This window comes from Rhodoferax sp. BLA1 (genome assembly GCF_013416775.1).
Classification (GTDB): Bacteria; Pseudomonadota; Gammaproteobacteria; order Burkholderiales; family Burkholderiaceae_C; genus Rhodoferax.
This window is the reverse complement of sequence record NZ_SZVI01000009.1, coordinates 66,456-80,122: the sequence shown is the minus strand read 5'-3', so window position 1 is coordinate 80,122 and position 13,667 is coordinate 66,456. Positions and strand designations below refer to the sequence as shown.

Annotated in this window: 13 protein-coding genes; 3 read left to right on the top strand and 10 right to left on the bottom strand. The window is 55.0% G+C overall.

The genetic code is table 11. From position 1 onward, the window contains the following. Nucleotides 1-26: 26 nt before the first annotated feature. The 5 genes from FDG13_RS08920 to FDG13_RS08900 form a co-directional block, all read right to left on the bottom strand. The gene (locus FDG13_RS08920) at nt 27-683 is read right to left on the bottom strand and encodes a thioredoxin domain-containing protein (RefSeq protein WP_078365543.1); all 657 of its coding nucleotides are present in this window, start codon (nt 681-683) and stop codon (nt 27-29) included. Next, complete coding sequence (locus FDG13_RS08915; protein ID WP_078365542.1) at nt 680-1,096, bottom strand: disulfide bond formation protein B; 417 nt, start codon at nt 1,094-1,096, stop codon at nt 680-682. The genes FDG13_RS08920 and FDG13_RS08915 overlap by 4 nt, the downstream gene beginning before the upstream one ends. Continuing rightward, complete coding sequence (lspA, locus tag FDG13_RS08910; RefSeq protein WP_078365541.1) at nt 1,093-1,614, bottom strand: signal peptidase II; 522 nt, start codon at nt 1,612-1,614, stop codon at nt 1,093-1,095. Before lspA (FDG13_RS08910) ends, FDG13_RS08915 begins: the two co-directional genes overlap by 4 nt. Nucleotides 1,615-2,435: 821 nt before the next feature. Further along, a complete protein-coding gene (gene lspA / locus FDG13_RS08905) occupies nt 2,436-3,515 on the bottom strand; it encodes a signal peptidase II (RefSeq protein WP_078365540.1) in 1,080 nt (359 codons plus the stop codon). Next, nucleotides 3,512-5,917 (bottom strand): heavy metal translocating P-type ATPase, encoded by a 2,406-nt coding sequence (locus FDG13_RS08900; RefSeq protein WP_078365539.1) that lies wholly within the window; start codon nt 5,915-5,917, stop codon nt 3,512-3,514. The genes lspA (FDG13_RS08905) and FDG13_RS08900 overlap by 4 nt, the downstream gene beginning before the upstream one ends. Before the next feature lie 85 nt (nt 5,918-6,002). Between FDG13_RS08900 and cadR the strand changes: the two genes are divergently transcribed. Then, nucleotides 6,003-6,443 (top strand): Cd(II)/Pb(II)-responsive transcriptional regulator, encoded by a 441-nt coding sequence (gene cadR, locus FDG13_RS08895; protein WP_078365538.1) that lies wholly within the window; start codon nt 6,003-6,005, stop codon nt 6,441-6,443. A 94-nt stretch (nt 6,444-6,537) separates the two neighbouring features. Here cadR and FDG13_RS08890 read toward each other — a convergent pair whose 3' ends face one another. The 5 genes from FDG13_RS08890 to FDG13_RS08870 form a co-directional block, all read right to left on the bottom strand. Continuing rightward, entirely contained in the window at nt 6,538-7,986 is a 1,449-nt protein-coding gene (locus FDG13_RS08890) for a 4Fe-4S binding protein (protein ID WP_078365537.1), read from the bottom strand. A 120-nt stretch (nt 7,987-8,106) separates the two neighbouring features. Further along, nucleotides 8,107-8,937 (bottom strand): FTR1 family protein, encoded by an 831-nt coding sequence (locus FDG13_RS08885; RefSeq protein ID WP_078365536.1) that lies wholly within the window; start codon nt 8,935-8,937, stop codon nt 8,107-8,109. Between the two features lie 10 nt (nt 8,938-8,947). Beyond that, nucleotides 8,948-9,280 (bottom strand): cupredoxin domain-containing protein, encoded by a 333-nt coding sequence (locus FDG13_RS08880; protein ID WP_078365535.1) that lies wholly within the window; start codon nt 9,278-9,280, stop codon nt 8,948-8,950. Between the two features lie 38 nt (nt 9,281-9,318). Beyond that, entirely contained in the window at nt 9,319-9,855 is a 537-nt protein-coding gene (locus FDG13_RS08875) for an iron transporter (RefSeq protein WP_078365534.1), read from the bottom strand. An 858-nt stretch (nt 9,856-10,713) separates the two neighbouring features. Further along, nucleotides 10,714-11,778 (bottom strand): tyrosine-type recombinase/integrase, encoded by a 1,065-nt coding sequence (locus tag FDG13_RS08870; protein WP_180126867.1) that lies wholly within the window; start codon nt 11,776-11,778, stop codon nt 10,714-10,716. 123 nt (nt 11,779-11,901) lie between these two features. Here FDG13_RS08870 and FDG13_RS08865 point away from each other — a divergent pair, with 123 nt between their 5' ends. Beyond that, nucleotides 11,902-12,900, top strand: coding sequence for a DNA-binding protein (locus FDG13_RS08865; protein ID WP_078363112.1), 999 nt, complete (start codon nt 11,902-11,904; stop codon nt 12,898-12,900). A 2-nt stretch (nt 12,901-12,902) separates the two neighbouring features. Beyond that, the gene (locus FDG13_RS08860; protein WP_180126865.1) at nt 12,903-13,625 is read left to right on the top strand and encodes a hypothetical protein; all 723 of its coding nucleotides are present in this window, start codon (nt 12,903-12,905) and stop codon (nt 13,623-13,625) included. Nucleotides 13,626-13,667 lie beyond the last annotated feature (42 nt).

The following is a 13,667-nucleotide window of genomic DNA, read 5'->3' as shown; positions in this document are numbered from 1 at the left end:
GCAATCCGAATTGCAAGACTGGTTAGTCATTTCTTGTTTTTAGCGACTTCTTCAGCGACCAAAGAGGCAAGTTGATCGGGACCGAAGCTGGGTAGTCCTCGGCCGTTGACAAAAAATGTTGGGGTCTTTTTCACTTCCAGCGCAGTCAAGTCCTCAACGTCTTGTTTCAACACAGCCTCGACTTCTGCTGCTTGCGCATCATCCAACGCTTTCTTTATATCCAGACCTGTCTGGGCAGCAGCTTGATAGGCTACATCAAGGTTGGGCGAGCCATGACTGGCCCACGACGGCTGTGCAGCCAGAATTGTCTCAAGCGTTTGCCAATATTTATCCTGTCTCTTGGATGCCTCCAACAACTTAACAACTTTGTCTGAGCCAGCATGGAATGGGGCATATCTGAGAACCAAGCGAACATCCTTGGGGTACTGCTTCATCAAATTTTTGACAATTGGATAGAAGTCCCGACAGGTTTCACATGCTGGATCAAAGAACTCAACGATAGTCACTGGTGCGTCACTTGGCCCCAATGATGGGGAATGGAAACGAACCATTCGGTTTTCGGCCTTACTGACCTTTTCCGTCTGGGAATTTTGGACACGTTTTTGATAGAAATTCATTCCCAATAAAAATACCGCAACCACAATGCCTAGCAGAACTGCGACAGTCATTTTTTTTGAATTCATTTTGAAGTCCTCTTGATGTATAGAAAAAGCAATAAGGTGACGGTGAGAAAGGCGGTCAGCGAAAGCCAGGGAATCTGCAATCCATTGAGGATTTCCAGCTTTTGTTCAGTACAAGACACGCCTAAACCGCAGGGAATCCAGGCCTTTGATACAAAACCGGCAATCAATAGGGTGTGGTATCCAGCCACCATGACCCCACCCAACGCCAGAGCCAGCCCGTAAATTGCTCCGCGTCGATCGTTGCTGTAGCAGGCAAGGCCCAGCACGACAGCTAAGGGGAACATGAAAATTCGTTGGTACCAACACAGCACACACGGTGCCATTCCCATGACCTCGCCAATGAACAGAGCGCTGGCCGTTGCAGTGGCTGCAATCAGCCAAGCGAAAACAAGCAAGTTCCAATTGCGCTTCATACTTTAGCGTCGGCTTTTGTTGACGTTGAATGCGCAGGTGAGCTGTTCCTGTAGAGCAAGATCCATACACATACGGCACAGACAATGTAGCTGTCAGCTAAGTTGAACGCTGGCCAATGCCATTCACGCCAATGGACATCGAGGAAGTCCACTACTGCACCAGCTTGGATTCGATCAATCAGATTGCTTGCGCCGCCAGCCACAACCAAGCCACCCAACCAACGCTCAACTGGTTCCATGTTTTTGTACATGCAGACCAGGGTTACAGGTACTACAACGAGGAGGCTCACGCCAATCAACAATGGTCGTTGCCAGCCATCAGCGTTAGCGAGAAATGAAAAGGCTGCACCTCTGTTTAGCACGTGAACGAAATTGAACCAATCCGTTACAACAACTGCTTTACCCAGTGCAATCGTGTTTGCAAAGTAAGTCTTGGCCAGTTGATCCAGACAAATAAGTGCCCCGACCAAAATGACCCAAAGTACGCGCGGGCGTTGGCGCCAGTGGAAAAGAATCATGAAGAGAAATCCCGAAAACTGTTGATCAAATCAGCATTGAGTGCTGACGCGATTGACAGGGTTCGATTTCTCGAAGCGTTTAAAGCTTTTGCGTAGATCGATGCCCTGATCAGGTCAGGGCAACCCACTGTGGCCGTTCTGGACGATCTACGAGGCCAGGGCTTGACTGCACGCTGAGTCGTGACGAAAACATCAAAGTCAGCGTAACGTTCTTGACGACACTGGATTCTTGGATAGCCATCGAACAGCCAGCATGGCAGGTGCCGCAATCCATATCGACTGTCATCGCCTTTGCAAAATCGCCACCGGACTCTGTGCGTTCAGTGGTTTGATGTTGGTGTATATGATGGCCAACGTGCTTGCTTGAAACATCGCTTGCGTGCTGACAATATCGCCCAGTTGCGGCCCAGGATAGCTGCAACGGCATCAAAATAGTTAAAAGGACGATCCACCAAAAACGCATCTCAACATTGTAGTAGCTTTAGCGTTAAGACTTACGCGTCCACCAAAAACCTCTGGTAATCCATGAAAGGGTGGATTTTGCAGTTGATTGCGGTGCAATGTCACGCTTAGAAATTGAACGCACTACTGGATTGGTTTATGAAGGGTGTGGAGATCCGACTTTCCCCGCTTGGCCAACTCCAGTGGTTTCACAAGCCACTCTGATTGAGAAATCTTCCGATTTCCAAAAGAGGTCGTCTCAGAAAACGGAAAATAAAGCACGCTAAGCCGGTTGCAATGGTCGTAGCGGCCTGAACTTGCCCGCGCCGATCTTGGCGCTGTTGCGCCAGAGGTAGTCGCCGGTCAGGTTGATGTATAGCTTAACCGGACACCTCGGCCGCTGTGCCTTTACTGCTTTTCGGTACAACCGTCAAGAACAGGCAGAGCGCTCCGATAGTTATCGCCACATCAGCGAGGTTGAAGGCGGGCCAGTGCACAAGCTGCCAATGGAAGTCGAGGAAATCGACAACCGATCCACGCAGCACACGATCCACGACATTGCCGAGCGCACCACCAAGGATCAGGCTGTAGCCCACCGCTTCGAGGCGTGGCCGCTGCTGGCACAGCATGCGTCCCAGCCAAGCAGAAACGACCAGGCCCAGCGTGATGAAAAAGTAACGTTGCCAGCCGCCAGCGTTCGCCAGAAAGCTGAATGCCGCGCCGGGATTCAGGACATGGACAATGTTGAAGAAGGTGCTGACTTCGACCTGTTCACCGTAGGCAAACGTGCGGGTGATGGCGAACTTCGCGAGCTGATCGGTCATGACAGCACTGGCGGCCACTGCGAACCAGACCCAAGTCGATGTGCGGCGAGCCGATTGCCACACAGGGGCGGCCAGCGGCATCAGCCACCCGGCGAGCGCCGTGCAACTCAATCCAAGTACCCACCCCGCCAGCACATCGGCAGGAAAGTGCATTCCGGCTGCGATGCGTGACCAACCGACCAATGCGGCGTACAACACCAAGCCGATGCGGCCACGACGGCCTATCAAAGGCCAGAGCGCGCCGACCACCAGCGCGGCATAGGTGGCATGCCCGCTGGGCAGGCTGTAGTGTCGTTCGATGCCCCCGATAACGCGCACCATGTCGCCAAAAACGGCAGGCGGGCGTGGAAAGTCGATCCATAGCTTCAAGATGGTGGCGACGAGAAATGCCAACGCAAAGGCCACGCTAAAGACTCTGAGTCTGTACCGGATGGCATCGGCCCGCGTTGGGTCAGGTGCCGACTTTGACCATCCCCACATCGCCAAGAGCATCAGTGGTGCAGTCCAGTAGTTGCCTATCACAAGGTTGAAGAACGATGCCAGCGGTTCCAGCGCTGCAGGTGTGCTCATGTTGATGGCTTGGAACAACGCGATGTTCAGACCACCCCAGTCGTAGAGAAAGAATTTCCAGCTCATTTGCGCAACAGCCTCAAGCCATTGCCAACGACGAGCAAGCTGGCCCCCATATCAGCAAACACCGCCATCCACATGGTCGCTTGACCCGTGAAGGTCAGCACCAGAAATACTGCCTTGATGCCAAGGGCCAGCACAATGTTTTGCATCAGCACCTGCGCCGTCGCACGCGACAGGCGCACGAAGGTCGGAATCTTGCCCAGGTTGTCGTCCATCAGGGCCACGTCAGCGGTCTCGATGGCGGTATCTGTGCCAGCCGCTCCCATGGCAAAGCCGATGTCCGCACGCGCCAAGGCCGGGGCATCGTTGATGCCATCACCGACCATGCCGACCTTGCCGCTTTGGGCCAGTTTTTCAACTTCGCGCAGTTTGTCGTCTGGGAGCAGATTGCCTTGCGCACGGTCGATCCCGGCTTGTGCGGCAATGGCCTGTGCCGTATGGGAGTTGTCGCCGGTCAGCATCATGGTGTTGATGCCCAGTGCGTGCAGTTCGGCGATGGCGTTCCTGCTGCTTTCCTTGATGGTGTCCGCTACGGCGAATAAGGCATGTACCGCCTTTGCGCCTACCAACATCACGACGGTCTTGCCAGCGGTTTCCAGCGCAGCGATGCGCTGCTCCAGCTCTGGTGTGCACTGCCCCAGCTCTTCGAGCATCCGGTGGTTGCCCAGATGGTAGGTCGCACCGTTGATTTGGCCTTGCACACCCCGACCGGGCAGCGCGTTGAATTCGGCCACGTCGAGCAAGGCAACCCCGTCCGTCTGCGCGGCCTGTGCCACCGCCTTGGATACAGGATGGTCCGAGCGGGCCGCCAGACTGGCAGCGATGCTGCGGCTGTCTGAGGCGAGTGCATTGCCCCAGGTGACAAAATCGGTCTGTGCGGGCTTGCCGTGCGTGATCGTGCCGGTCTTGTCCAGAGCCAGCCAACGCAGCTTGCGGCCTTCTTCCAGATAGACGCCGCCCTTGATGAGGATGCCGTGGCGGGCGGCGGCGGCCAAGCCGCTGACGATACTGACCGGCGTAGAGATCACCAGCGCGCAGGGACAGGCGACCACCAGCAGAACCAATGCACGGTAGATCCAGTCGAGCCATGCCGCACCCATGAACAGCGGCGGCAACAACGCGACGGCGATGGCTAGGGCGAACACGATGGGTGTGTACCAGCGGGCGAACTGATCGACAAAACGCTGAGTCGGCGCACGGCTCCCCTGAGCAGCCTCTACGGCGTGAATGATGCGGGCCAGTGTGGAGTTGCTGGCCACGGCGGTGACGCGATACTCGAATGACCCGGATTCGTTGATGGTGCCTGCGAACACCGGGTCACCGGGGGATTTTTCGACCGGGAGGCTTTCGCCCGTGATCGGGGCTTGGTTGACGGTAGAACGGCCTTCAAGCACCTCACCATCGAGCGCGATGCGCTCACCCGGTTTGACCCGGACGCGGCTGCCAATGGCGATTTGCTTTGCGCTCACCTCGCGCCATGTGCCGTCAGCCTGTTGCACTGTGGCCTGTTCCGGGGTCATGTCGAGCAGGCCACGGATTGCGTTGCGAGCGCGATCCAGCGACTTGGCTTCGATCACTTCGGCCAGCGCGAAGAGCACCATCACCATCGCCGCTTCGGGCCAGTGACCGATCAACATGGCACCCGTGACGGCAATCGACATCAGGGCGTTCATGTTGAGATTAAGGTTCTTGAGCGCGATCCAACCCTTTTTGTAGGTGGAGAGGCCACCTGTGAAGACCGAAACGAGCGCCAGAACGACAACCGACCAATGATTGCCGTTGTGGAGCCAGTAGACCGCCTCGGCTGCCAATGCAGTGAGCAAGGAGATGCCTAGCGGCCACCAGTTGGTCGGCGTGATCACGGGGGAAGCGGATGGCGATGCGGACTCTGCGGTGTCCATCACCTGCGCCTCAAATCCAAGCGCTTGCAATGCCGCGAGCACGTTGGGCAGAACCTGATCGGCATGACGCACCGACAGCGTGCGTTGCATCAGGTTGAAATCGAGATCGGCAACCCCGGCGACTGTGCCGAGCTTGTTGCGGATCAACGCCTCTTCGGTCGGGCAATCCATCTTGGCAATGGACAGCTTGGTCGTTTTTTCGGTCGATGCTTGATCCATGCGCACGGCTTGCATGCCGATGGCGGCTAGCGCCTGCTCAACGGGTGACAGCGAAGGCAGTTCGTGCCGAACGGCCAAAGTACGCTGCATCAGGTTGAATTCAAGACCTGCCACACCCGCCAGCCCGGCCAGCTTGCTTCGGATCAGCGCCTCTTCCGTGGGGCAATCCATGTTCTCGATGCGGTACACCGCTTGAGCCGATTCGGTTGTCTGCGGGGCTTGTGTCGGGGGTTGGATGATCGGCCCAGCCGAGCAGCCACACCCTTTTGAAGCGCATTCGCTCATGGATAACTCCTTTAAATCGTCTGTACAACCTCCATTAAAAACCCTATAGTAACTATAGAGTCAAGTAATAAATGGAGATTGAGGCATGGAAATCAGAATTGGTGATCTCGCCAAGCGCGCTGAGTGCGAGGTCGTGACCATCCGCTACTACGAGAAGGAAGGACTATTACCGAAACCAGCGCGCAGCGGCGGCAACTTCCGGCTGTACGGTGATGCTCACATCGAGCGTTTGCAATTCATCCGTCATTGCCGTTCGCTCGACATGACGTTGAGCGAGATTCGGGCATTGTTAGGTCTGAGAGACAACCCGATGCAGGACTGTGGGGAGGTCAACACGCTGCTGGAGGCCCATATTCAACAGGTGGAAATGCGTGTGTCCGCGCTGTTGCAGTTAAAGCGGCACTTGGTTGATTTGCGCGAGAAGTGTTCTGGCTCTCGATCTGTAGAGGCGTGCGGCATTTTGCAAGGGTTGGGCAATTGCAATTGCCATGATGAAAGTGCCACGAACAGTCAAACATCTGGGTAAGTAAGGGCTTCGCGTGCTTTATTTTCCGTTTTCTGAGGCGACCCCCAAAAGTTACCTAGTAACTTTCAGCGACATTCGCGCCCTAAGACCTCGGCTATGCACCAAAGATTACCGGCCACCAGCACGCTCCGATGACAATGCTTCCCGCGATTCCGGGAAGAATGGGTAGCCAGCGCTTTGATGCTGGCACGCCCTGGCGAGCCAAAATTTTCTGGCTAAGCCAGACACTCCACGCAACGCCCATCAGGTACAACCCGCCCTTGATCAGTTGCACTCCTACGGGGCCAAGTGGCGTAAATTTAATGGGGTCGAACAGCATGGCCCCCAGACCGATGACCAGAGAAACCATCGCGACCGGCGCGTATTGATAACCCAGTTCACTGAAGCGTCGTCCAAACCTGCCGTCGCCGCCGACCCGTCCGGACAGATGTGCGGCGGCACTCGTGGTCGCGGCCAGTAACGCGGTCACGGCTATCATCCAGGTGACCATGAAGCCGCTGATGGTGAAGAAATCGAGCCACAGGAACACCTCGCTACGTTGCGGATGGACGCTGACCAGCCAGGATGGACCCGTTTCAAGTAACCAAGTCCAGTCGTGTTCCAGCGCCCAGGTTCCAAGACGCTGGCGTAGGAACTGATACTGAGGCAGCACCAGCCACAGGAAAGCGCCGAGCGCCACACCGGTGTCGAGGAAGAGGAACCAGGCTTCGGCCGGGTTGGCACGATTGTCGCGAATGTTTTCGATCTCTACGCCCGGACGGCGAAATTCCATGCGAATGCTTCCCTTGGCCGTCGGATTGACGCAGCGGAAGCACTCAATGCAGTGACGCGATTCGTTTTTCCCCACGAGATCGATCATGGTCGGACAAGCGCCCTTTTGACTGTAGGCATCTCGACCCGGGCGCCTTACCTGCGGGGCAAACTCAATGGCGCCGAGCCGCGAATACAGGCCAAGCAGGCGACCGATAGGGCAAAGGTGTCGGCACCAAGCGCGCTTATTGCGGCCAAAGAAAAAGCCAATCAGTAAGGCCGCCAACATCGTGCCGCCGAAGATTTCTGCGGCCGCTTCCGGATGGTCACGCACGCCGACGGTCTGCCCAAGTATTGTGGTCAACACAAAGCTGACCGCAGGCGTGCCTTCCCAGCGTAGCCAGGCCGGGATTGGGCGTTGCGGCCCAATCTTGTTCAACCACTCGGAAGCGGCCCCCATAGGACAAAACAGTCCACACCAAGAGCGACCGGTAAAAATGACAGACAGAAACACAAGCGGAAACCAAAGTCCCCACATCACATAATTCGCGAACGTAGTGAAATGGGTGAACGGAGTCGCCGTGTCCGGGGCCTCGGAAAGAAACAGGGGAAGAACGATGATTGCCACAAAAGCCACGAAGGCCGCGGTGTGCACCCAGACCAATTGATGGCGGTGGCGCACGAAAAACCCTTCGACAGCATCGCGAATCGGTTTAACCGGTTTGGGTCGGTCCTCGGCGGCGTGATCAGCGATGGGCAGAATCGGGATGATGACGTGCTGACTCTGAGACATGGAGGTACTTTCGGCAATGCAAGAAACGAGACAAACCTATGGCAAGGAGATTCAGTGCAACATTGGTGTTCGAGAAGCGGCCCTGAGTTTGCATCGGGAGATGCTCCCTCACTCCAACAATTACGCGACTGGTTTCGGAACAGGCGAGGCTCTTCTAAGGCCATACATGATTCCCAGCCAATAGAGAACAAATGCCAGAACCATCGTCAGCGCCGGGTGCGCGCGGTATCCCGTCAGAGACGCCACCAAACTTCCTGCGGTCGCTGAATCGTCGAGCAGGGCCGAGCTATTCCAGACAGGATCCAGTAACGGCGGTAGCCACCCAAGGCCAATCAGCTTTTCCACAGTGGAGATCAACATGGCCCCAGCCAGTAACAGCAACAGAATTTCGGTAAACCTGAAAAACGCGCGCCACGAAAATAGTCGCCCCCCGAGTTGAAGAAGCCCGAACGTCGCAAAGGCCAGAGCGAAACCCAGCGAGGCTGAAAGGAAAAATGAAACGAGGTGTTCGCCTTGTTGTGAAAGGCCGAGACCGTAAAGAAATACGACTGTTTCACTACCTTCGCGCGCAATAGCCACAGCAATCAGCACCAACATGCCCAACCAATTCGCCTGGGAGGCGTTTGAAGAAAGTCCATTCTCTATATCGCGCTTCAGTGTCCGACCGTGTTTACGCATCCAGAACACCATCTGCACGATCAATGCAGCGGCCATGCTGGTCATTGCCAGTTGGAAGTAGTCCTGCTGCTCACCTTCAAAATACTCAGATAGACCAAGGATGGCCGCGCCGAGCCCAAACGCCGCCAACAAACCGATCGCAATGCCGGCCCACATGTATTTCCGACCAGTGACTGCCTCGGGATGAGCGCGCAGCCACGCGGCAATGATGCCAACCACCAACAGGGCTTCGACACTTTCACGCCAGACAATAAAGAGTACCTGACCTTGCATTTGTCTTTCCTTATTTCACGACCAGCACGCCTTGCCCCGTTTTCGGATGAAAATCATCAAAGAATTTATAACTGCCCGGTTGCTGGGGCACGATCACAACAACGGATTTCGAGTCAGGTGCCAGCACTTTTTCTTTGCGCAGTTCCATGCTCTCGAATTCGACGGGATCTTTACCTTCGTTACGAATCTCGATACGAATTTTTCGTCCTTGCGGGACAATGAGCTCAGCCGGGAAGAACTTCCCATCACGTGCAACGAGTTGCACGGTGGTTTCCTCCACGCCATACGCAGGCAGGGTCAGCAACCCTGCAAAAAACAATCCCCAGAGAGTGGCTGGTCGCATGGCAATTCCTTATCGAGACAGCGGCAGATCATGCGTGACTAGTAGCCACCCTTTTTGCCCGTACCGACATAAGAGAATTCATAGTTGAGGTCGAACTGCTGAAACCACGGACCCACGCCGGTTTCCTTATCCGTATGGCGGCCGAACATGGCGCCCTTGTTGGACGATTGCGGGAAGACTGAGAGTTTGAGTTTGTATTTTCCGGGGCCTGTGAGCTTGACGTTATCGCCGTAGTGCGGACCATCGCTGGCCACCATCGGCATCATGTCACCGGCGACTTTTTGTCCGCCGACCTTCTCAAGTTCGTATTTCACAACCAGATCAGGAATCCAGTCGCCTTCAGCAAAACCGTTCTTGTTGCCCTTGGTAGCGTGAATATCAGCTTCCAGATGAATGTCAGCCGCTGCGGCATCCAGCATCATCCCTGCTGGCTCCATTTTGATCGGCTGCAAATACACCGCACCGATTTCCATGTTATTCATGATCTGATGTTTGCCAATGGGTGTTTCTGCCGCTTGAACCAGAACAGAGGACGCGAGGAAGGCCGTGGCCATTACGAAATGACGGGTGTACATGTCTACTTTCCTTGGAAGTGTGAGTTTGAATTGATGCCTCGCAACCAGAATTATCTTTATTGCGAATGCTAACTATTATCAACTAAATTGATGAATTAGGATAAGAGTTAGAGTCGAAATTTCTCCGGTGAAGGAACTTCGCATGCAGTACCGCCTCGGTCGACAGGGTGGCATGCTGCAGAGACTCAGTGCGACGATTCCACTAGGAAATAGTACTAAAAGCTCATCAAAATTGACGTCTTAGACTGATTTTCGCTGTGTTTTACATGTATCCCAGCTGACTCGCGATAAGAGTTCGGGGTGGCGAGCGGGGGGCTTTGGCCATGGGTACGTGAAACACAGCCGGGTCAAATCCCAAAACCTTCTCGTACAGAAAGCTCGCGACACAGGCCGCCCGGTTCATTGTGCTGTAGGAGAGGTGGCGCGTGCTGACTGACCATGTGCAACAGATAGGAGCTGACTTCGTCTTTGCTCAGTAGTGCCGGGCTGTGGTGGTAGTGGCGCGCCATGCGCGAGATCAGGTTTCGACGTAACTCTCTTGTGTGCGAACGGAAAAACCACGGGGGACCATGACATCTACCATGCTCTGGTGCAGGGGTGTTGTCATGACAATCTCCATCAAAGTCCGGGGAAGATTCCCCAGCATGAAGGCTTGTCCTCATCGGCCTTTTGCACAACTCATGCGCAAACAAAATGCGGTGGCGGCCTGCCTTAGACCCACCGCCGCGTCAGCGGTGTAGTTCAACTTCGAATTACCGAGATGATCTCGACTGCGCTATCGGAACCATTTTATGGTTCCGCCAAAATTTGCACGGCTCGCACGAGAACCCTTTGATGCGATCAATTTTCTCCGTTCAGTCACAGATCAAGCAAATTGGCTGCATCACTCATTAACGTCGACTGCGTCCTGAAATAGCTCAACACAGTGGCCACACTGTGATGACCTGTCATCGTCATGGTTTCAGCCAGTGGTATGTTCTGGCGTCCAGCTTCTGTCACAAAGCCAGATCGTAACGAGTGGGCAGAGAAGTCACCTTCAATCCCCGCCAAGGCACATCGATCCTTGACGACGGCGCGCACTGCAGCCGGGGAGAGCGCTTCACCAAGGTGTCCGCCTTTTCGGATTCTCCTGAAAATAAAACCTTCTGCAATCTTGCTGGTCTGCAGCCAGTCGTCAAGCGCTTTGCCCGCAGCTCCTACTATCGGTTTGCTGTTTTCCGGCAAATCTGTACCGGATTGATTGGTCTTGGAATAGGCTAAGGTGTAGATGAAGTCGGTCGGTCCCACGCGCTTCAAAAACTGAATTTCGGCACTTGTCACCTCCGAACGCCTGCGTCCACCGCTGGCCCAGGCAAAAAGCAGCAAGGCGCGGTCACGCTTACCGCGCAAAGTATCGTCGCAGGTAGCCAGCAGCGCCTGCAACGGCTCCTTTGTCAGGGCGTCTTTGCGTTGCGGCATAGCCCCACGCTTGGCGTAAGCCTTGCGAGTACGCGACAGCAATTCGCGCACCTTGGGGTCATGGCATGGATTTTTGAGCTGTCGCAGTTGATGGGCCTTTGACAGCACGGCGATGCGGTGCACGAGGGTGTTGTGCGCCATGGCACCGAGCTTGCCTTTGTAGCCACCCTGGACCAGCGCCTGGTCAATCTCGGCAGGTAATTCCGAGACCAGCCCTTTGGGCGTGGTGCGCTCGGCATGGTCGACGATGAATTGCAGCACGCAGGGCGTGGCCACCGGCAACTGAACCATCACGCCATAACGCAGGCCGTACCAGGCGGCCCAGTAACGCAAAGCACTGCGATAGCTCATCAGGGTGTTTTGCGACTCACCTTCGCGCAGCAACTCTTCGACGGCGCGTTGGGTCACATCGCTGAGCTCGGTGGGCTGTAAAGCCGGAATTTTCTGAAGAGCAGGCAAACGCATGGTTGAATCCAGGCAGAGTTATGACTAATTCATACATGTTATGTATGATGTGTTACGCAAATACACAATAGATCACGATAACAATCTCTTATCGTCGGTAAATATAACAGTCGGAGTAGAGCGATGCAAATGAAAAGTACGCGAGGTGTCCAGCAAGACGATGTGTGGGCGGCGGCAGATGCTTTGATCGCCGAAGGTCTGCGCCCGACGATTGAGCGGGTTCGCCAGAAAATTGGAAGCGGCTCTCCCAACACCGTCAGCCCGATGCTGGAGGCTTGGTTCGCCACTTTGGGGCCGCGCCTCGGCGTAAGTGGGGCAAAAAAGGACATGCCGGGGCTACCTGTGGCAGTACAGTCAAGCGCCGCAAAGCTCTGGGAAATAGCACTTTCTCAAGCCCGCCAGGATGCTGAAAGTTCATTTACGAAGGACCGTGAGGCATTGGCGGCTGAACGCGCCGCTGTCGAGATTCAGGCTTCAGCACTCACACAACAGGAAGCCGTCCTGGTGGAGCGCCTGGCAGCGGCTGATCGGGCGCACGAGGTTTCTCAAAAGCAAATCAGTGCGCTGGAGAACCAGTTGCGGCATTTGCAAACGGCACTTGCAGAGCGAGACAACAAGATCTTAGAAGTCCAAGCCAGGCTGTCGACCGTCGAGCAACAACGGGAAGCCGAGCGCCAGGCATTTGACGAAAAATCCAAACATCACGCAGAGGAACGCTTGCGTTCTGACGAGCGGGCGCTCGCCAATGAGCGTCGTCTGATGGCGGAGATCGACCGAGAGCGACAGGATGTAAAACGGGCAAAGGCTCAGGCAACTGAGTTGCAGCAGCGTGCCCTAGACGCCACCAACGCTTTGGAGACGAGGACAAACGAGTTAACGCAAAGGTTGCGAAATGCCGACGAAGAACTGCGCATCGCGCATCAAGCTTTGGCTACGGCCAATGAACGTGCCGACGAACTGCGTACCTTGCTCAATGCCCAGGTAGACGCAAATGCCGATGTCTTGAAGCAGTTGCAAGCCATGATGGCAGCTCAAACCAGGCCGCCAGCAACCACTCAGTTCAAGCACCGAATCAAAAGCCAAGCCAAAGATCAGAGAAAATCATATAAAACAAGCAGTTAGGTGTGATTCTGCGAACTTTTCAGGAATCACGGCCGACCCTCTACTCGGCTCAAACTTCCCCCGGTAATGGCAAAGTCTGCGGCGTGTGTGGGACTTCAGTATTGGCCCAGTATCGGAATGGTGTGCCTGACGAGCAGCAATGGAAGGCAGCTTTTGATCATCTGCTGTCTGAGACCGACTACCCGCTTATAGCCTTGCAACCCACCAACCTTCTTCCCACTTGCAAGTTCTGCAATTCCGATGCGAAGTTAGCCAAAGATGTGTTGCATAACGCTAGAAAGGAGCGCCGACTGAGCTTTGACCCGTGGAAGGAATCCGCATTCGGACTGGTTCAGATGGGAATCGACTTTCATGCAACAGGCCCTGCTGCAACCATCACTTTTGTGCCAAATAATCCAGTTGTGGCTGAAAAAATGGAGACTTGGAACGCGGTCTACGATATTAAGCAACGCGTCCTTGGCGAGTTCTCATCGCTAGGATTGAAAATTTCTGATGATCTGGATTTGGATTCGTTGACCGATCTCAGGCTCTCGCTTTTCAAGCAACAAAGGAAGAGGTTGGCGTGTATGCGGGTTTCGCCCTACAACTATTGGCGCGCCCTCTTATACGCGGGCATGCGTGCATTGAGGGACGACGAGCTCGACCAAGTTCGACAATTGTTTCAGGAGGTATATGCCTCTGAACTCGCTGATTGCGACGCTATTTTTGGAGACCTTCTTGCGTGAGCTGGTATCCGTAATTAGGCAAGCTGTTATCTATGTTGCATT